An 18,382-nucleotide genomic window follows, 5' to 3' on the forward strand; every position below is an offset into this window, starting at 1 on the left:
CCGGGCGCGCGTGCTCATACCTTGAGGCTGAACCAGGTCGTCTTCCCCTCGTCCGTGGGACGCACGCCCCAGTCGTCGGCGAGAGCACGGACGAGCAGCAGGCCACGCCCGGACTCCTCGTCCTGCGCGGCGAGACGCGGCTGGGGGAGGTGGGAGCTGCGGTCGCTGATCTCCACGGTGAGATCGGTGTCCGTGCGGCAGACATGCACCCCGATGGGGCCTTGCGCGTGCTGTACGGCATTGGTGAGGATCTCGGAGAGCAGCAGGAGCGCGTCGTCCGCGGCGCCCGCGCAGTCCCACGTGCTCAGGGCCTTGCTGAGGAAGTCGCGGCCCGTCGGAACCGACTCGGGCGTGGCGGGCAGGTCTGTGGTGGCCGTGGCGAGCGGAGCGGCGGGCAGCTGCGTCAGCAGCAGCGTGACGTCGTCGTGGCCGTCCGCGTCGGGCAGCAGCGTCGACAGGACATGATCGGCAGCGGTCTCCAGGTCGGGCACCGCGGCCGCCAGCGCGTCCAGGGTGGCGACGAGCTGGGCGAGCTTGTCCTCGATGTCGGTGCCGGGGGTTTCTATCAGACCGTCCGTGTAGAGCACGAGGGTGGCACCGGGCTCGATGGTGCTGCAGCACTGCTCGTAGATCACCCCGCCGACCCCCAGGGGGGCGTTCACGGGTGCCGGCAGCGTCCGGGCGCCCGCATCGGGGATCGCCACGAGAACCGGCAGGTGGCCGGCGGAACACACGGTCACTTCCCCCGTGTCGGCGGCGATGACCAGATAACAGCAGGTGACCAGCTGGTCGGGGACATCGAGATCGGCGACGACGGTGTCCATCGCCTGCATCAGTTGCCGCGGCTGGAGCCCGGTCTTGGCCAACGCATGTGCCGCGGAACGGAGTTGACCCATGACGGCCGCGGCCTCGAGACCCCGGCCCATCACATCGCCGATCAGCACACCCACCCGGCCGGCGCCCAGCGGGATCAGGTCGAACCAGTCACCGCCGACACCCGCTCCCTGGGTCGCCGGCCGGTAGCGGCTGGCCGTGGCGAGGCCCGGGATGGCGGGCGGCGTACCCATCAGGCTGCGCTGCAGGGTCAGGGCGATATGCCGCTGCTGCTCGTACAGCTCCTTCAGCTCCGCCTCGGCGCGCTTGCGGTCGCTGATGTCCCGCACGATCGCGCACGCCCCGACGACCGCGCCGTCCGCCGCCCGGGTCGGCCACAGCGTGACGTCGACGTCCAGCAGCGCTCCGGAGCGGGTGAGCCGCAGCGTCTCGAAGTGCTCGACCCGCTCGCCCTGGCGCAACCGTTCCAGCAGCGCGGTGATCTCGTCCCTCCTCGCCGGAGGCGCCAGCAGGGAGACGTGACGCCCCAGCACCTCGTCGGACGTGAATCCGTACAGTCGCTGGGCCGCAGCGTTCCAGTACGTGATGCGGCCGTCGAGGGTCTTGGCGAGAATCGCGTCCTGCGAGGACTCGACGAGCGCGGCGAGCTCGTTGATGCGCTCCTCGGCGGCTTTGCGTTCGCTGACGTCGCGGACGGCGGCGGAGACGAGGAGGCCGTCGGTGGTTTCGAGGGGGCTGAGGCTGATCTCGACGGGGAACTCGGTGCCGTCCTTGCGTAGTCCGTACAGGTCGAGTCCGGCGCCCATGGGGCGTACTTGCTGGTTGTGGGCGTAGCCGTTGCGGTGTGCGGTGTGGTGGGTGCGGAAGCGGCCGGGGACGAGGAGTTCGACGGGGTGGCCGAGGAGTTCTTCGCGCTGGTAGCCGAAGAGGGCTTCGGTCTGGGCGTTGACGAGGCGGATGGTGCCGGTGTCGTCGACGATGACCATCGCGTCCGGCGCCGCTTCCAGCAGCCCCCTGAACCTCTCCTCGGCGGCTTTGCGTTCGCTGACGTCGCGGACGGCGGCGGAGACGAGGAGGCCGTCGGTGGTTTCGAGGGGGCTGAGGCTGATCTCGACGGGGAACTCGGTGCCGTCCTTGCGTAGTCCGTACAGGTCGAGTCCGGCGCCCATGGGGCGTACTTGCTGGTTGTGGGCGTAGCCGTTGCGGTGTGCGGTGTGGTGGGTGCGGAAGCGGCCGGGGACGAGGAGTTCGACGGGGTGGCCGAGGAGTTCTTCGCGCTGGTAGCCGAAGAGGGCTTCGGTCTGGGCGTTGACGAGGCGGATGGTGCCGGTGTCGTCGACGATGACCATCGCGTCCGGCGCCGCTTCCAGCAGCCCCCTGAACCTCTCCTCGGCGGCGCCCGGAACACCGACGGCGGCCGAAGCGTCGCACCGGCAGGTGGCCGCTTCCACTGTGCGGACGGGATCAGGCGGTGCCGTTTCCATCAAGTCGTTCATCTCGACCTCGCCTCCCCAGACTCACGGTGAGACAGGTCATCTCAACGCAGACAACAGGGCTCTGCCCCGACAAGTCGTGTAATGGTCCCCAGTGCCCGAACTTGTGCGCACACGACGACCGCGGTGACCGTTCCGTTGCGGCATCCGTCCGTTCAGCCGCCGGAGGCGCGATGCACACCTGCCCTGGCGGCCGCCGCCGCGACCGCAGTGGTACCGCTCGCCGCCCAAGCGCCGGTCGCCGGCACCTCATGGGCACGACTGCCGGCCTCGCTGGCCATCGCCGCGACCACGGTCTGCCTGGTACTGGCACTGCGCACCCGTCGCAGCCCGCGCGGCTGATCGCCGAGACCATTGCCCGGCTGGAGGCGGAAGATACTCAAGTGCGGTAATAATGAATTGCAAAATTTCGCAATTGGTTAGATGCTGTGTTTGTTGTGCCTGCAGGCAGCTGAGGGTGCAACCTTGCGTGGCCGCCCCTCAGGGGGCTTGAAGGGAAGGCCGAGGGCCGTGTCCGTTCCGCTGTACCGGGTGTCGCTGGCCGAGCCGCGGGAAGCCGGGGTCGCCGCGCGATGACCTCGGGGATCAGCCGGGTCTGGGCCCGGATCACGTCACTGCTGCCTGCCCGTGCCGATCTGGACCAGATCCGCCGCGACCCGCGCCGGGATCTGCTGGCCGGCTTGACCGTGGCGATCGTCGCGCTGCCGCTCGCGCTCGGCTTCGGGGTCTCCTCCGGGCTGGGAGCGGAGGAGGGCCTGGCGACCGCTGTGGTCGCCGGTGCGATCGCGGCCGTCTTCGGCGGTTCGAATCTGCAGGTGTCGGGACCGACCGGCGCCATGACGGTCGTACTCGTGCCCATCGTCGGTAGGTACGGCCCGAACGGCGTCCTCACCGTCGGCCTGATGGCGGGCCTGATGCTCGTCGCGCTGGCCGCGCTGCGCGCCGGGAAGTACATGCAGTACGTGCCCGCCCCCGTGGTCGAGGGCTTCACCCTCGGCATCGCCTGTGTGATCGGACTCCAGCAGATCCCGAACGCCCTGGGTGTTCCCAAGCCCGACGGTGACCAGGTCCTCGCGGTCACCTGGCGTGCGATCGAGGCGTTCGCGAAGGCCCCCAACTGGACCGCGCTGGCCTTCGCGGTCAGTGTGGCCGTGGTCATGCTGATCGGCGCCCGGTGGCGGCCGACGATCCCCTTCTCCATCGTCGCGGTCATCGCGGCGACGATCGTGGCCCAGGCCGCCGGACTGGACGCGGCGAAGCCGATCGGCGCCCTACCGTCGGGGCTGCCGATGCCCTCGCTGTCCTTCCTCGATGTGGGCTCCCTGGGCACCTTGCTTCCCTCGGCCGTCGCGGTCGCGGCCCTGGCGGCGCTGGAGTCGCTGCTGTCGGCCTCGGTCGCCGACGGCATGACCGTGGGGCAGAAACACGACCCGGACCGAGAGCTGTTCGGCCAGGGACTGGCCAACATCGCCGCACCGCTGTTCGGCGGTGTCCCGGCGACCGGTGCGATCGCCCGCACCGCCGTCAACGTTCGCACCGGCGCGAGCTCCCGGTTCGCCGCGGTGACCCACGCCGCCGTCCTCGCCGCCATCGTCTTCGCCGCGGCACCGCTGGTGTCCAAGATCCCGCTCGCCGCTCTCGCCGGTGTCCTGCTCGCCACGGCGATCCGCATGGTGGAGGTCGGCTCCTTGCGGGCGATGGCCAGGGCGACCCGCTCGGACGCGGTGATCCTCGTACTGACCGCCGTCGCGACGCTCGCCCTGGACCTCGTCTACGCCGTGATCATCGGCCTGCTCGTCGCGGGTGCGCTCGCCCTGCGCGCAGTGGCCCAGCAGGCCAGCCTCGACCAGGTGCCGCTCGACATCGGCGACCACAGCGCCGAGGAACACGCTCTGCTCGCCGAACACATCGTCGTCTACCGCATCGACGGACCGCTGTTCTTCGCCGCCGCCCACCGCTTCCTGCTGGAGCTCACCGAGGTGGCGGACGTCCGCGTGGTGATCCTGCGCATGTCCCGGGTCTCGACCATGGACGCGAGCGGCGCCCTGGTCCTCAAGGACGCGGTGGAGAAACTCAACCGACGCGGCATCCTCGTCCTCGCCTCCGGCATTCGAACCGGACAGCGCCAGGTCCTCGACTCCGTCGGCGCGCTGGAACTGCTGCGCCACGAGGGCCGGGAGTACGGCACCACACCCGAGGCGATCCAAGGAGCCCGCGGTCACCTGGAGCGCGCCGGGGTCCTGCCCGCCGCCCCGGCACCCGCGAGCAGTCCCTCGTCGGAGGAAGCCGTCCGATGAACGTGTCCGACGCGGTCCTGCGGATCCGCCCCGACAGCGTCACCGGATACCGTCTCACCCGCGCGAGGGTGTGATGTCGACGCAGATGGAAGCCATGCCGTACCGGCATGTACTCACACTGCCCAGCGAACCGTCCGCAGTCCGGATCGCCCGCCAGACCGCGGAGTTGGCGTTGGTGGAGTGGCGGATCGGCCTGCGTCACCCCGCGGTGGGCCCCGCCCTGCTGATCCTCAGCGAACTGGTCACCAACAGCGTCCGGCACGCCGCCGCCCTGTCCCCTCAGCTCACGGTGATCTATGCGGCGGGCAAGGACTGCCTCGCCTTCGCCGTCCACGACCGCCACCCCTGCCAGCCGCCGCTGTACGGATCAGCGACCGGAGGCGGTGGGCGCGGTCTCGGCACCGTCATGGAACTCGTTCTCGGCCTGAGCGGTACGGCGGTCGTCCGACCGGACGCCGACGGCGGGGGCAAGAGCGTATGGATCACTCTCCCTCTGTGACGCCCAACCGATCCCCGACTTGCCGCCCGCTCAAGGAAGTTCACGGCCAGGATCACGAGAGGCCATTGGTTGCTAACATTTGCAATTAATGAAGTCATCACTGCTGGAATCGGCGGCCCTCGGAGCGATTCGGCCTGGCCGGGATCGCAAGCAAGGATGAGTCGTATGTACTTGACGAGTGGGTGGATGCGACGCGCCGAGGCCCGGTCAGTGGAGCCGTGCTGTTGTGTCGAGAAGGAGACGGCACGATGAGTACGCCGCTCTACCAACTGAAGGCCGAGTTCTTCAAGACGCTCGGTCACCCGGCCCGGATTCGTGTTCTGGAGCTGCTGAGCGAACGTGAGCACGCGGTTGCTGAGATGCTGCCCGAGGTGGGTATCGAGCCGGCCCACCTGTCCCAGCAGCTGGCGGTGCTGCGCCGGGCGAACCTGGTGAAGACGCGTAAGGAGGGCTCCACTGTGTACTACTCCCTTACCAGTCCCCACGTCGCCGAACTCCTCCGAGTCGCTCGCACCATCCTCTCCGGCGTACTGGCCGGGCAAGCCGAACTACTCGCCGATCTGCAGTCGGCCCGGCTGGAGGGGAGGCCGCCGTCATAGCGACGGCCGTCGGACGGCGATCGCCACCTTGGTCGACAGGGTGTCCGGGGTTGTGCGCTGGTCTTGTTTCTGACGGCCGGCGGGAGAGAGGGGAACGGGATGCTGACCGGGATCGTGATCGACGCGCTGGATGTCGCACGTATGGAACGCTTCTGGCAGGACGCGGTGCAGGGTCGGATGGGCGGCCTGCAGCTGCGGTTCGTGCCGACCGCGAAGCCGAAGGGCGCGGACAAGAACCGACTCCACCTCGACCTCGCCGGGGGGCCGGAATGGGAGGCAGAGGTGGCGCGCCTGCTGGCACTTGGTGCGACGCGGGTCGACATCGGCCAAGGGGACGTCCCGTGGGACGTGCTGGCCGATCCAGAGGGCAACGAGTTCTGTGTACTGCGCCCCGATCACCCCGGCGTGCTTGCCGACTCCGGGCTCGTCGCGATCTGCCTCGACGTCTCCGAGGAGGACCGCGACGCGCAACTGGCCTTCTGGCAGTCCCGGACCGACTGGCAGACGGTTGAGTCCCACGACTGGGGTGTCCGGCTGCGCCGGAGCCCCACCGGCACGGTCTCGCTGGTGATGGGGCCGCCTGCGGCGCCGAAGGCGGCGCGGAACAGGCTGCGCCTGGAGGTCGCGCATCCCGACTGGGAACCTGGTGAGTTCCTCGACGCAGGCGGGAACGAATTCCACGTCACGCGCTGATGCCCCGCTTCCCCCGCATTCCAGGCCTGCTTTGCGCAGGGTGAGTGATCCGGAGCCTTGTGTTCGGCGATCTTCGTCGAAAGGGTTCCGGGGCGCGTGCCTCGGCCTCCAGCTCGGCCGGGTCGCCCACACGCTGCTCCATCACGCCGACTGCCCGGTGGCAGTCGACGCCGGCAGGGTGAGAGCGGCGTCTCAGACCGCCTTGAGGTGGTCCGTCACTCGCGCACAGTACCGGGGCCGGCTCTCCGGTGAAGCTCTCGCCCCGCGCACTCAGCGCCGGGTGCCGCTCCACGAGCTCGGCCACCACGTGCTCGGCCACCGCCTGCGGACGGTACGGCCACTGCTCCACGGGATCCAGCGACGCAGGCGGCACCACGTGCACCACCCGCAGCGGCACTCCGCGCAGCAGCGCCTCGCGCGTGGCCCACTCCGCGGCTGCGCGGCTGCGTGCCGACCGGTCGACGCCGGCGATGATCGCTCGTTGCATGGTGTGCTGCCCTCCCGGTGGGGGATCTTCCACACTCCCCGCGCGGCCGCGAGGTGGGCAGGGGCCGAACGGTCCCGGTGGGTGACCCGGCGGCCCATACCCGCCGCCCTTGGATGTGGTGCCGTCGGCCGTGGTTGCGTCGTTATGCGTTGGTGAGGCCACGGAATGTGGAGAGCTGGACGGTGGGAGGATGGCATAGTGACCGCACGAACCAGGGATGTTGAGAAGGCGGCCGGTGTGCTGCGCGCCGGCGGGCTGGTGGCTTTGCCGACCGAAACCGTCTACGGTCTGGGCGCGAACGCCGAGGATTCGGCTGCTGTCTCGCGCATCTTCCGGGTCAAGGGACGTCCGCCCTCGCATCCGCTGATCGTCCACATCGGCGGCGCGGAGCTGCTCGACGACTGGGTCGAGCACGTACCCGCGACGGCGCGCGTGTTGGCCGAACGCTTCTGGCCCGGACCACTCACGCTGGTCCTGCGGCGCGGTCCCCGGGTGCCCCTCGAAGCGACCGGCGGCTTGGAGACGGTGGCCGTGCGGGTGCCCGACCATCCCGTCGCACTCGAGCTGCTGTCGCTCTTCGGCGGCGGTGTCACGGCTCCGTCCGCCAACCGCTTCGGCCAGGTCAGCCCCACCACCGCGCAGCACGTCCGTACAGAGCTCGGCGATGCCGTCGACTTCGTCCTGGACGGCGGCCCTTGTGAGATCGGCGTGGAGTCGACCATCGTCGACGCTACGGGCGAACTCCCGAGCATCCTGCGGCCTGGCGGGGTGACGCGCGAGGACCTCGAAGCCGTGCTGGGCTGCCCGCTCGCGGTCCACTCGACCAGCCGCGTCCGGGTGCCGGGCCAGCATCCGTCCCACTACGCGCCGCGTGCGAGGGTCGTCCTGGTCGAGCCAGAGAAGGTCATCGCCGAAGCGGAAGCCGCGCAGGAGCTGGGACACAAGGTGGGCGTCTTCCTTCCGCCCTCCTTCGCCGAAGCCCCGGTCGAGGCGCACGCTGTGGTGACGGTCCCCGCTTCGACGGCCGCGTACGCGCGTGAGCTGTACGGATTCCTTCGCGAACTCGACCAACAGGGGTGTGACCTCATCATCGCCTCCGTGCCGGTGGAAGAGGGACTGGGACTGGCGATCGCCAACCGGTTGCGCCGCGCTGCAGGACCCCGGTCCGCCGTGTGACCGGCACCGACGTCCGATGATCCTGCCGTCGGCCCTGGGGCCCAGACCCGGCGCAGCCGGCGACGGCCGCGGCGACGACCTGGTCCTGGCCGGCGCGGCGCAGGCTGCGTCCGCCGTGGGCCGGTCGGCCGGACGACAGAGACATCCGGCCCCTGCCTGTACAGCTTCCTCACGAGTTCACTGACGGTTACAGGCGCCGGCTCCATCCCGTCGGCGCTGCGCCGTGCGCACACCGCTGCCGCCCCAGGGGCGGACCGCTGCACGGCTCGTGACCACAGTCGGCCGTCCGTGACAGCGGGCGGCAGAACGGAGGGACGTCATGACCGACGCTCCGCAGCAGTCCCGGGCCTACCTCGTTGGCGGCGGCATCGCCTCTCTGGCCGCCGCCGCTTTCCTGATCCGTGACGGCGACTTCCCCGGTGAGAGCATCCACATCCTGGAGGAACTCCCGGTCACAGGTGGCTCCATGGACGGCTCCGGCGCGCCCGGCGGGTACGTCTCGCGCGGCGGACGCATGCTGGAGGACGAGGCCTACACGTGCCTGTGGAACCTCCTGGAAACCATCCCCACCCTCACCGATGAGACCGTGTCGGTGCGCGAGGAGATCCGCGAGTTCAGCGCCAAGTGGCCCACGGACGCCAAGGCCCGTTTGATCGGCAAGGGCGCCGAGATCCTGGACGCCTCCGACTACGGGCTCGACACCCGCGACCGCCTGGAGTTGACCCGGCTGCTCGTGCTCCCGGAGGCGGTGATCGGGGCGCGCCGGATCGAGGACTTCTTCTCCGCGCACTTCTTCGAGACCAACTTCTGGGCAATGTGGCGCACGACGTTCGCGTTCCAGAACTGGCACAGCGCCATCGAACTCAAGCGCTACTTCCTGCGGTTCATGCAGGAGTTCCCGCGTATGCACACCCTCGCGGGCGTGCGCCGCACCCGCCTGAACCAATACGACTCGATCATCCGCCCGCTGCAGGCCTGGCTGAAGGAGCGCGGGGTCCGCTTCGAGCACGGTGTGCGCGTCACCGACGTCGACTTCACCACCGAGGAGGACGGCACCAGGCGGGTGCGGCGCCTCCACCTCGACCGCGCCGGACAGCCTGACGCGTACCACCTCGCGGACACCGACTACGCGTTCCTCACCCTGGGCTCGATGACCGCCGATGCCGCATACGGCAGTGACGACACCGCGCCCGAACTGATCCGGGGCAAGCGTGACGGCAGTTGGCGGCTGTGGGAGACCATCACCGCCAAGGCCGACGACTTCGGGCGCCCGGCCGCTTTCTACGGCAACGTGGAAGAGGCCAAATGGGAGTCCTTCACCCTGACCATGCGCAGCCCGCTGCTCCTGCACCGCATCGAGGAACTGTCCGGCAACCTCCCCGGCACCGGCGCTCTGATGACGTTCAAGGACTCCAACTGGCTGATGTCCATCGTCGTCCCGCACGCCCCGCACTTCGACGGCCAGCCCGAGGACGTCTACACCCTGTGGGGCTACGGCCTCTTCGTCGACAACGAGGGCGACTTCGTCGGAAAGACGATGGCCGAGGCCACCGGTCGGGAGATCCTCACCGAACTGCTCAACCACCTCGGATTGTGGGACATCGAGGAGCAGGTCGCGGCGACGACAACCGTGATCCCGGTGATGCTGCCGTACATCACCAGCCAGTTCGCCCCGCGCACGGTCCACGACCGGCCGCTGGTCATCCCGCGAGGCGCCGCGAACTTCGCGTTCCTCGGCCAGTTCACGGAGATCCCGGAGGACGTCGTCTTCACCGTCGAGTACTCCGTGCGCGGCGCCATGCACGCCGTCTACGGCCTGCTCGGCCTCGACCACGAGATCCCCGGCATCTACCACGCCCTTGCCGACCCGAAGACGGCCATCGGCGTGCTCAGGGCCGCCCTGGCCTGACCTGCAGCCGGCCAACCGCAGTTGAGGAAGCGTCGGCGGTCCAGGCACGGCTCCGTCGTGGGCAAACCGGGTCCGCCCCCTTGTGATGAGCATCATGCCTTGCCCGGGGCCGGACCGACGGGCCCAGTCTGCTGGGGCGGTTCGGCCCTGTTCCGGGTGACGGCCACACCAGATGATCGATGTGCCGGCCGGACCGCACGACGGATCCCGGCTGTGACGGTGAACGCCGTCCCTCCAGCTATCCACATCTCAGGGGAGTTCCATGCTTTTGCCCGAGTCGGCCGCTGTCGTTCGCGCCACCCTGCCCGCCGTCGGCGGCGCCCTGGACGAGATCACCACCCGCTTCTACGGCACCATGTTCGCCGAGCAACCCGATCTGCTGGACGGCCTGTTCAACCGCGGCAACCAGGCCAGCGGGGAGCAGCGTCGGGCACTGGCCGGATCCATCGCGGGCTTCGCCCAGGCACTGCTGGCCAACCCGGACGCCCGGCCGGACGCCCTCCTGGCCCGAATCGCGCACAAGCACGCCGCGCTGGGCGTCACGGAGGACCAGTACACGATCGTTCACAAGTACCTCTTCCGCGCCATCGCCGACGTACTCGGCGACGCGGTCACGCCGGAGGTGGCAGGTGCCTGGGACGAGGTGTACTGGCTGATGGCCGGCGCCCTCATAGCCCAGGAGGCGCGCCTCTACCAGGAGGCCGAGGTCGACCCCCGCGAGCCGTGGGGGCAGTGGACCGTGGTCGAGCGGCGCGAGGAGACCCCGGACGTGGTCTCCTTCCTGCTGCGCCCGGCCGACGACGGACCCCTGCCCCAGGCGCGCGCCGGCCAGTACGTCAGCGTCAAGGCGCTCATGCCTGACGGCATCCACCAGACCCGCCAGTACAGCGTGTCCAACGCCCCCGGCGACCGGCTGCGACGCATCACCGTCAAGCGGGTGGCGAGCGTCGCCGACGCCCCGGAGGGCGAGGTCTCCAACCAGCTGCACCGCACCGTACGGGTCGGCGACGAGCTCACCCTGTCCGCTCCGTTCGGAGACGTGGTCCTCGACGACGCCGACACTCCGCTGCTGCTGGTCTCCGCCGGCATCGGCTGCACCCCGATGGTCGCCATGCTCGAACACCTCGCCGCCACCGGCTCGACCCGGCCCGTACGGGTACTGCACGCCGACCGCACCCCGGCCGACCACGCCCTGCGCGCCGACACCCAGCGCCTGGTCGAGCAACTGCCCGACGCGAGGGCCGACTTCTGGTACGAAGAGGACGCGACCGAGGAACTCGGCTCCCACACCGGCCTGATGGACCTCGACGGCCTGGACCTCCCCGCCGACGCCGACGTCTACCTCTGCGGCTCACTCCCCTTCATGCGCACCGTCCGCGCCCAGCTCCTCCAGGCCGGCGTCCCGGCACGCAGCATCCGCTACGAGGTCTTCGGCCCCGACCTGTGGCTCGCCCACGCGGAAGGCTGAGGGCCATGGTCTCGGCGCTGCGGCCGGCGGAGGATTCAGAAGGGGACGCCGCCGCGGCGCCGGTGGCGTCCGCTGCCGAAAGGCTGACCGCCGTGCCTCACCCCGTGTCGAGGAGCCTGCCCCTCGTCGCGTGAGCGCGTAGGGTGACAGGGAAGGCGCGGTGATGACGGCGCCGGGCGGCGCCGGGAGGAATCTCACCATGGTGCACGATCCGTCCAACGACAGCCCGCGGTCCGGAGCCTTTCCGGTCGGCGAGGCGCGGCAAGGGGCCCGGGACGGAGCGACCGCCCATGCATCGCCGCTCGTTCTCGATCCACAACGGCTGCGGCAGCTGCTCGGCACGGTCGTGGCGATGAGCGGCGACATGGACACCCGCACCGTGCTGCACCGCATCGTGGAAGCGGCGGCACATCTCGTCGGAGCTCGCTACGCGGCCCTGGGCGTGCTCTCGGAGAGCGACACGGTAACCGACCTGATCACGGTTGGTGTCGACGACCCGCACCTGTGCGCTGCCATGGGCCTGCCGCAGGGCCATGGACTGCTGCACACCATGGTGGACGACCGGCAGCCGCTGCGGGTGGCGGACGTGGCCGCGCACCCCCGTTCCGCGGGTTTCCCGGCCGGGCACCCGGCCATGCGGACCCTGCTCGGCGTTCCCCTCATGGTGCGCGGGACCGTCTACGGTGACCTCTACCTCGCCGACAAACGGGACGGTACGCCCTTCAACGACGAGGACGAACACCTGCTAACCGCGCTGGCCAGCGCCGCGGGCGTCAGCATCGAGAACGCCCGGCTGTACGAACACCTCAAACGCGCCGCCGAGCACTTCCAGCGCCGAATGCTGCCCGTCCTTCCGGACCTGGCGCCGTTGGAGGCCGCGGCCCGCTACGAGCCCGCATCCGAGTTGCCCAGGCTCGGCGGCGACCGGTACGACGCCATGGTCCTGCCCGACGGTGCGACGTGTGTGGTGGTGGGCGACGTGACCGGCCATGACGTCGAGGCCGCCGCGCTGATGGGCCAGATCCGCAACATGCTGAGGGCCCTTGCCTTCGACCGGTGCGGGCCGCCCGGTCTGGTGGTGTCGCGCCTGGACCACACCCTGACGATGTTCGAGGACCCACCGACCGCCACCCTGGTGTTCGGCCGCCTCGAACGGACTCCTGAGGGGTACACCTTCGGCTGGAGCAACGCCGGGCACCCGCCTCCGCTGCTGATCGGGCCGGACGGCAGCACCTCCTACCTGGCGCCCGCTCGGCACGGGATCCCGGTGGGCATCGACGCGTCCGTCCCGCGGTACAGCCACACCTGCCCGCTTCCGCCGGGCGCCACGTTGTTGCTGTTCACCGACGGGTTGGTCGAGCGCCGTGGCCAGAACATCGATACGGGGCTGGACGACCTGTCCGAGCACGCGGCCCGCCTGGCCGGGGCCCCGCTGGAGGAGCTGTGCGACGCCCTGATCGCCCAAAGCCGGCAGGTGTTCGACGGCGACGTCGCCGTCCTCGCTCTGCGCACCCCGGACGATTAGGAGCCTCCCGGATGTAGTGGGGCGACGGTCACACCTCTGCTGAGCTGCTGGATGTCCCGGGCAGCATCGTCAGCAGCATGACGGTGGGCTCGGTGGCGCGCACGGTGTGTGGCAGCCGGGCGGGCAGGTGGATCCAACTGCCGGGCGTCGCCTCGGTCTTCTCTTCGCCCAGAACGAGCTCGAGGCGGCCCTGGACGACCTGGATGACGACCGGCAGGGCCGAGGTGTGTTCGGTCAGCTCCTGTCCGGCGGCGAACGCGAAGCCGACCACACGCAGACGGTCGTCGCGGTAGAGGACGCGGCTGAGGGTGCCGTCCTCGGCCAGGGGCAGTTCGGCGGTCAGGTCGGGGATCACGGTGGCGGACATGCGGGTCGCCTCTCCTCAGGAAGTCGACGTGGTGGGGTTGGCGATGAGGCTGACGGCCCCCAGGTGGGCCTGGTGGCGGCGGAAGACGCGGCGCATCTCCAGGACTCGGCGCCGGGCCGCCGGGTCGCGCAGGGCCCGGCCGGCGATGCCCAACATCTGCGTGAACCCTTCGTCGGAGATGAGACGGCGCGGTTCGAGCGGGGCCATCGGCGTCCGCCGGCGAGCGGTGACGGTGAAGCCCTCCGCGGCGAGCAGGGCGGCCCAGCCGCGCGGGGGCAGGGGGCGGGCGCCAACGTGGATGGCCGCGCCCAGATCCCTGCTGATCACCTCGGCGTGCTCGGCCGTCGAGGTCCTCGGGCAGCAGGCACAGCTCGTGGATGCCGTACCGGCCGCCGGTGTCGGCGGGCAGCCGGCGCGCCTCTCGGATGACGCGGCGTTTGGCGGGCTCGGGCTGCATGGTCTGCATGGCCTCTCCGTACACCACGGTGGCGCTGCCGGACGGCAGACCGGTGTCGGTGGCGTCCCCTCGCACCGCGGCCACCTCGGTGGGTCCTGGGGCGGTGAGGGTGCCCAGTCGTGCTACCGCGGCGGGGTCGCGGTCCACGGCGGTGTACGCGGCCGGGACGCGTTCGAGGGTGAGCCGGGCCGTGGCGCCGAGCGCCGCGGCGAGCTCGACCACTCGGTCGTCGCTGCGGATGTCCAGGGCGTCCAGCATCCAGCGGGTCAGTTCCAGGCCGCCGGGGCGGAGCACCCGCTTGCCCAGACGTGCCAGCAGCCAGTGGCCGGGCATACGGGCGGCGTCCAGTCCGTCGCCGGGTACGGGGACGCTCTCGTGGAGGGCCCGAGGATCCGTCGCTGCCATGTTCGTGCCTCGCTCTCTGCGGGCACCGACCTGTACTTAGGTGAACCTAACTCGGTGTGTGGTCCGAGTGCTGGGGCCGAAGGTCCCGACCGTCGGGCCCTGTGGGCCGGTGCAACCGGTACCGCCGGGTGTCCCGGGCGCGCTCGGACGGTGGTCGTCCTCGGCGGCCCACTTGGCCGCGAGATCTCCCGCGCCGGGCTGCGGCTGCCACGGCCTCGGGCCCACCGCCGGTACTTCCCGCCGCTTATCCGACGAGGAAGGTGGTGAGCGGGGCGGCGGGCCGGGCGACGCCGTGAGCGGCGTCGCCCGCGAGACTGAGGAGGAGCGCCCGGTCGACCTCGAGGTCGATGCCCAGGTCGGCTTTCACAGCGGCGGTCCACTCCGCCAGTACGCCGTCCATGAGGACTGTTCCCTTCGTTCGTGCGGTCTGCGGCCGATCGGCGAAGCCTCGAGGCAGCCGGTCACATCAGGCCGCTCCAGTACGGCCAGAACCGGGTGAGCACGAGCAGGGCGATCACCCCGTACCAGGCGCCGAGCAGCATCCAGTGCGTGTCCCGAAGGATTACGAGGAGGCTGTGGGGGACCGGAACGATCCCGTGGTTGACGCAGTGCAGGGTCACGCACCAGAAGAGGGCGATGGTGACGACCCAGACGACGGCGCAGTAGGGGCAGAGCTTGCTCAGCTCGTACAGCGACTGGACGATCAGCCAGTGCACGAACACGACCCCCGCCAGCGCCCCGGCGGCCAGCGCGAGCCACAGCCGTCGGTGCAGGCGTGTCCCGGTGAGTACGACGGCACCCAGAACGGCCACGGCGGCGAACGCGCCCAGGCCGAGCAGCATGTTGGGGAAGCCGAAGACACCCCCCTCCGAGCTGGACATGACGCTGCCGCAGCTCACCACCGGGCTGATGTTGCACGGCGGTTGGTAGGAGGGGTCCTTGAGCAGCCGCCAGTCGTCCACGGCGAGTTGGAAGGAGGCGAGCCAGCCGAGGGCGCCGGTCAGGAGAAGCACCAGGCCGGTGCCGCGGCTCGCGCCCGCCCCCCGGGCATGCTGTGCGGTCGTTGCGTTCGGCGTGCGGGCCGGTGGGTGGATCATGCGGCGCGCCGCCCGGGGCGGGCCGTGCGGTTGGGGACGCGCACGGTCGAGCCGGCTGTCGGCGCGGCACGCCTCCGGTACACCAGGTAGGGCCGGGCGAGGTAGCCGATCGGGACACTCCACACGTGCACCAGCCGGGTGAACGGCCAGACGGCGAAGAGCAGGCAGGCGCTCAGAGCGTGGAGCTGGAACAGCAGCGGTGCTCCGGCGATGGCCTCGGGTTGCGGCTGGAGGGTGAAGATGCCACGGAACCAGACCGAGACGGTCTCCCGGTAGTCGTAGCCGGGGCCGAAGACGTTGTGCGCGGCTGTGGCGGAGATGCCCAGCAGGACGGTCGCGGACAGCAGCGGGAAGAGCAGCTTGTCGCTGCGGTCGGTGCCGAGCCGGATCCGCCGGGTCAGCAGTCGCCGGGCGCACAGCATGCCGAGTCCGGTGACCATGGCAACGCCCGCCACGGAACCCGCCGCGACGGCTGTGGTGTGGTACGCGTGCTCGCTGATGCCGACCGCCTCCGTCCACGAGGCGGGCACGGCGAGCCCCACGACATGCCCGGCGATGACCATGAAGGCACCGAGGTGGAACAGCGGACTGCCCCAGCGCAGCCAGCGGTTCTCCAGCAGCTGGCTGGTGTGGGAGGTCCAGCCGAACTGATCCTGCCGGTAGCGCCAGATGTGCCCGACGACGAACACGGCCAGGCAGATGTAGGGGAACGCCACCCACAGCAGCAGATCCGAGCCGCTGGCTGCGACGAGGGAAGAGGCGGTGCTCATCGAAGGCCTTCCGGGGAGGACAGGGGCGGAACGAGGGTCGGCTGAGCCTGCTCGGGCGGGACGAAGGTGCCGGGCGGGGCGAACTCCCCGCTCCCGTACGGGTCGAGTCCGACGTCCTCGTTGGGTGGTCCCTGGGCGGCCAGTTCGGCCACGGCCTTCAGGTCGGCTTCGGTCGCCGGGGGCAGGAGGCTGAGCAGGGCGGCCAGGACGTGCCGGTAGGGGGAGTCCGCGTCGGTCAGGGCTCGGTGGATGAGTTCCAGGCCGCGGCGGTGCTGCCGCAGCGGGGCCTCACCCGTTCCGGGACCGGCGAGGGCGGCGAACTCCACGACGACCGGGAGGTGGTCGGGCAGCTCTCCGTTGTCGATGTCCCAACCGGAGGCCTTGTACCGCTGGGCCAGGGTGAGCAGGGCCATGCCGCGGCGGCGGGTGTCGCCGTGCAGGTAGTAGGTGAGGTAGAGGCTGCTCTTGCGGCGCAGGTCGAACATCTCGACGTAGTGCCGTTCCAGTGCGCCGGGTTCCTGCCCGGTGAACCAGGCGGTGAAGGCGGCCAGTTCGGTGGCGGCCGACGAGGGGGGCAACGCGTTGACGGTGGCGGTGAGGGTCGGCCGGGCGGCGGCGAGTTCGGTGTCCGGGTACTGCAGCAGCAGCGAGCACAGCCGCAGCACCAGGACGCGGGCCTCCGCCTCCTCGGGCGTGCGCCGGGCCGGGCGGCGTACGGCTGCCCGCAGACGGGTGCGGACGATGGCGGGAACGGTGGCGGGGAGCGGGCTCACGCGTGGCCTCCGGCGGGGGCTTCGGGGTTGCGGCGGCGGAGGGTGGGGATGCCGAGCATGACCTTCCGCTCGGCCGGCTCACCGGAGGACTCCACCGGGCAGCGGTTCTCCATGGCGCTCAGGGCGGCCGCGTCCTCCTTGTGGGCGGCCGGGACGACGTAGCGGTCCTTGTACTTGGCCACCGCGAGCAGCCGGTGCAGGTCCTCGGCCTCCCGGGCGGTCAGCCCCACGGCCTTGACCGTGGTCTCCTCGGCGGCCTCGCCGAGCGTCTTCTGCCGCATGTACGAGCGCAACGCGGTCAGCTTCATCAGCACCCCGGCGACCACGTCCGTGTCCCCGGAGGTGAACAGCTCGGCGAGATACTCTAGGGGGATGCGCAGCCGGGTGACGGCGGCGAACACATGGTCCGGGTCGTCCTGGTTGCCGCCCGCAGAGGTGACCGCGTCCAGGACCGGGGAGAGCGGCGGCACGTACCAGACCATCGGCAGCGTGCGATACTCCGGGTGCAGCGGCAGCGCCACCTTGTACTTCGACACCAGCGCGTACACCGGCGAGCGGCGAGCCGCATCCAGCCAGTCCTCCGGAATGCCGGACTCCCGTGCGGCCGCGATCACCTCGGAATCGAACGGGTCCAGGAACACATCGCGCTGCGCGTCCAGCAGATCCTGCTCGTTGGGGGTCGCCGCGGCCTCGCCCACCTTGTCGGCGTCGTACAGCAGCAGCCCGAGGTAGCGCAGCCGGCCGACGCAGGTCTCGGAGCAGACGGTGGGCTGGCCTGCCTCGATGCGCGGGAAGCAGAAGGTGCACTTCTCGGCCTTGCCGGTGGCGTGGTTGACGTACACCTTCTTGTACGGGCACGCCGTCACGCACATGCGCCAGCCGCGGCAGCGGTTCTGGTCGACCAGGACGATGCCGTCCTCGACCCGCTTGTACATCGCGCCGGACGGGCAGGCGGAGACGCAGGCCGGGTTGAGGCAGTGCTCGCACAGCCGGGGCAGGTGGAAGAGGAAGGTCTGCTCGAACTCGAACTTGACCTTCTCGGCCCACTCGCCGCTCAGGTTCGGGTCGCCGCCCGCGTGCTCGGGAGCGCCACCGAGGCCGTCCTCCCAGTTGGCGCCCCAGGTGATGGCGGTGGGCTTCCCGGTGAGGACCGAGCGGGGACGGGCGACCGGGACGTCCTTACCGGCCGGCGCGGAGACGAGGTTGTCGTAGTCGTAGGTGACCGGCTCGTAGTAGTCCTCGATGGACGGAAGGTCGGGGTTGGAGAACAGCGACAGCAGTCGCTTCACCCGGCCCCCGGAGCGCAGGACGAGACGCCCGCGCTTGTCGAGCATCCAGCCGCCCTTCCACTGCTCCTGGTCCTCGTAACGGCGCGGGTAGCCGACGCCCGGCTTGGTCTCGACGTTGTTGAACCAGGCGTACTCGACGCCGGTTCGGTTGGTCCACGTCTGCTTGCAGGTGACCGAGCAGGTGTGGCAGCCGATGCACTTGTCGAGGTTCATCACCATCGCCACTTGGGCCATGACGCGCATA

16 protein-coding genes and 3 pseudogenes are annotated in these 18,382 nt (G+C 70.4%); 9 read left to right on the forward strand and 10 right to left on the reverse strand.

Annotation, left to right across the window (positions count from 1 at the left end; genetic code table 11):
• Positions 1–14: 14 nt before the first annotated feature.
• On the reverse strand, positions 15–2,330 hold the full coding sequence (locus tag ACIRVK_RS33015; protein ID WP_404253631.1) for a PAS domain S-box protein: 2,316 nt from the start codon (positions 2,328–2,330) through the stop codon (positions 15–17).
• Positions 2,331–2,453: 123 nt separating this feature from the next.
• Between ACIRVK_RS33015 and ACIRVK_RS33020 the strand changes: the two genes are divergently transcribed.
• From ACIRVK_RS33020 to ACIRVK_RS33040, 5 genes are all read left to right on the forward strand, one after another.
• On the forward strand, positions 2,454–2,669 hold the full coding sequence (locus ACIRVK_RS33020; RefSeq protein ID WP_404253633.1) for a hypothetical protein: 216 nt from the start codon (positions 2,454–2,456) through the stop codon (positions 2,667–2,669).
• A 230-nt stretch (positions 2,670–2,899) separates the two neighbouring features.
• Positions 2,900–4,624, forward strand: coding sequence for a SulP family inorganic anion transporter (locus ACIRVK_RS33025; protein ID WP_404253636.1), 1,725 nt, complete (start codon positions 2,900–2,902; stop codon positions 4,622–4,624).
• A 73-nt stretch (positions 4,625–4,697) separates the two neighbouring features.
• Entirely contained in the window at positions 4,698–5,123 is a 426-nt protein-coding gene (locus tag ACIRVK_RS33030) for an ATP-binding protein (protein ID WP_404253638.1), read from the forward strand.
• Between the two features lie 248 nt (positions 5,124–5,371).
• Positions 5,372–5,722, forward strand: coding sequence for an ArsR/SmtB family transcription factor (locus tag ACIRVK_RS33035; protein ID WP_404253640.1), 351 nt, complete (start codon positions 5,372–5,374; stop codon positions 5,720–5,722).
• Positions 5,723–5,821: 99 nt separating this feature from the next.
• A complete protein-coding gene (locus ACIRVK_RS33040) occupies positions 5,822–6,415 on the forward strand; it encodes a VOC family protein (RefSeq protein ID WP_404253642.1) in 594 nt (197 codons plus the stop codon).
• Positions 6,416–6,650: 235 nt separating this feature from the next.
• Here the strand turns inward: ACIRVK_RS33040 and ACIRVK_RS33045 are convergent.
• Positions 6,651–6,902, reverse strand: a pseudogene (locus ACIRVK_RS33045) (universal stress protein); the annotation flags it as partial.
• Between the two features lie 198 nt (positions 6,903–7,100).
• Here ACIRVK_RS33045 and ACIRVK_RS33050 point away from each other — a divergent pair.
• From ACIRVK_RS33050 to ACIRVK_RS33065, 4 genes are all read left to right on the forward strand, one after another.
• Complete coding sequence (locus tag ACIRVK_RS33050) at positions 7,101–8,078, forward strand: L-threonylcarbamoyladenylate synthase (RefSeq protein WP_404253644.1); 978 nt, start codon at positions 7,101–7,103, stop codon at positions 8,076–8,078.
• 319 nt (positions 8,079–8,397) lie between these two features.
• Complete coding sequence (locus tag ACIRVK_RS33055) at positions 8,398–9,987, forward strand: oleate hydratase (RefSeq protein WP_404253646.1); 1,590 nt, start codon at positions 8,398–8,400, stop codon at positions 9,985–9,987.
• Between the two features lie 262 nt (positions 9,988–10,249).
• On the forward strand, positions 10,250–11,455 hold the full coding sequence (locus ACIRVK_RS33060) for a globin domain-containing protein (protein WP_404253648.1): 1,206 nt from the start codon (positions 10,250–10,252) through the stop codon (positions 11,453–11,455).
• A gap of 199 nt (positions 11,456–11,654) precedes the next feature.
• Complete coding sequence (locus tag ACIRVK_RS33065) at positions 11,655–12,980, forward strand: PP2C family protein-serine/threonine phosphatase (protein ID WP_404253650.1); 1,326 nt, start codon at positions 11,655–11,657, stop codon at positions 12,978–12,980.
• Positions 12,981–13,008: 28 nt separating this feature from the next.
• Here the strand turns inward: ACIRVK_RS33065 and ACIRVK_RS33070 are convergent, their stop codons facing one another.
• From ACIRVK_RS33070 to narH, 8 genes and pseudogenes are all read right to left on the reverse strand, one after another.
• Positions 13,009–13,347: a cupin domain-containing protein gene (locus ACIRVK_RS33070; RefSeq protein ID WP_404253652.1), complete on the reverse strand. Its 339-nt coding sequence runs from the start codon at positions 13,345–13,347 to the stop codon at positions 13,009–13,011.
• Positions 13,348–13,362: 15 nt separating this feature from the next.
• Positions 13,363–13,674, reverse strand: coding sequence for a hypothetical protein (locus ACIRVK_RS33075; protein ID WP_404253654.1), 312 nt, complete (start codon positions 13,672–13,674; stop codon positions 13,363–13,365).
• A gap of 88 nt (positions 13,675–13,762) precedes the next feature.
• Positions 13,763–14,209: pseudogene (locus ACIRVK_RS33080) on the reverse strand (class I SAM-dependent methyltransferase); the annotation flags it as partial.
• Between the two features lie 36 nt (positions 14,210–14,245).
• Positions 14,246–14,600, reverse strand: a pseudogene (locus ACIRVK_RS33085) (DUF6457 domain-containing protein); the annotation flags it as partial.
• A gap of 70 nt (positions 14,601–14,670) precedes the next feature.
• On the reverse strand, positions 14,671–15,306 hold the full coding sequence (locus ACIRVK_RS33090; protein WP_404253656.1) for a vitamin K epoxide reductase family protein: 636 nt from the start codon (positions 15,304–15,306) through the stop codon (positions 14,671–14,673).
• Complete coding sequence (gene narI, locus ACIRVK_RS33095) at positions 15,303–16,076, reverse strand: respiratory nitrate reductase subunit gamma (RefSeq protein WP_404253658.1); 774 nt, start codon at positions 16,074–16,076, stop codon at positions 15,303–15,305. Before narI ends, ACIRVK_RS33090 begins: the two co-directional genes overlap by 4 nt.
• Complete coding sequence (narJ, locus tag ACIRVK_RS33100) at positions 16,073–16,849, reverse strand: nitrate reductase molybdenum cofactor assembly chaperone (protein ID WP_404253660.1); 777 nt, start codon at positions 16,847–16,849, stop codon at positions 16,073–16,075. Before narJ ends, narI begins: the two co-directional genes overlap by 4 nt.
• Positions 16,846–18,381, reverse strand: a complete 1,536-nt coding sequence (gene narH, locus ACIRVK_RS33105; protein WP_404253662.1) for a nitrate reductase subunit beta — start codon at positions 18,379–18,381, stop codon at positions 16,846–16,848. Before narH ends, narJ begins: the two co-directional genes overlap by 4 nt.
• Position 18,382: the final 1 nt, after the last annotated feature.

It is taken from the genome of Streptomyces sp. NPDC101152 (genome assembly GCF_044768275.1).
Lineage (GTDB): Bacteria > Actinomycetota > Actinomycetes > Streptomycetales > Streptomycetaceae > Streptomyces.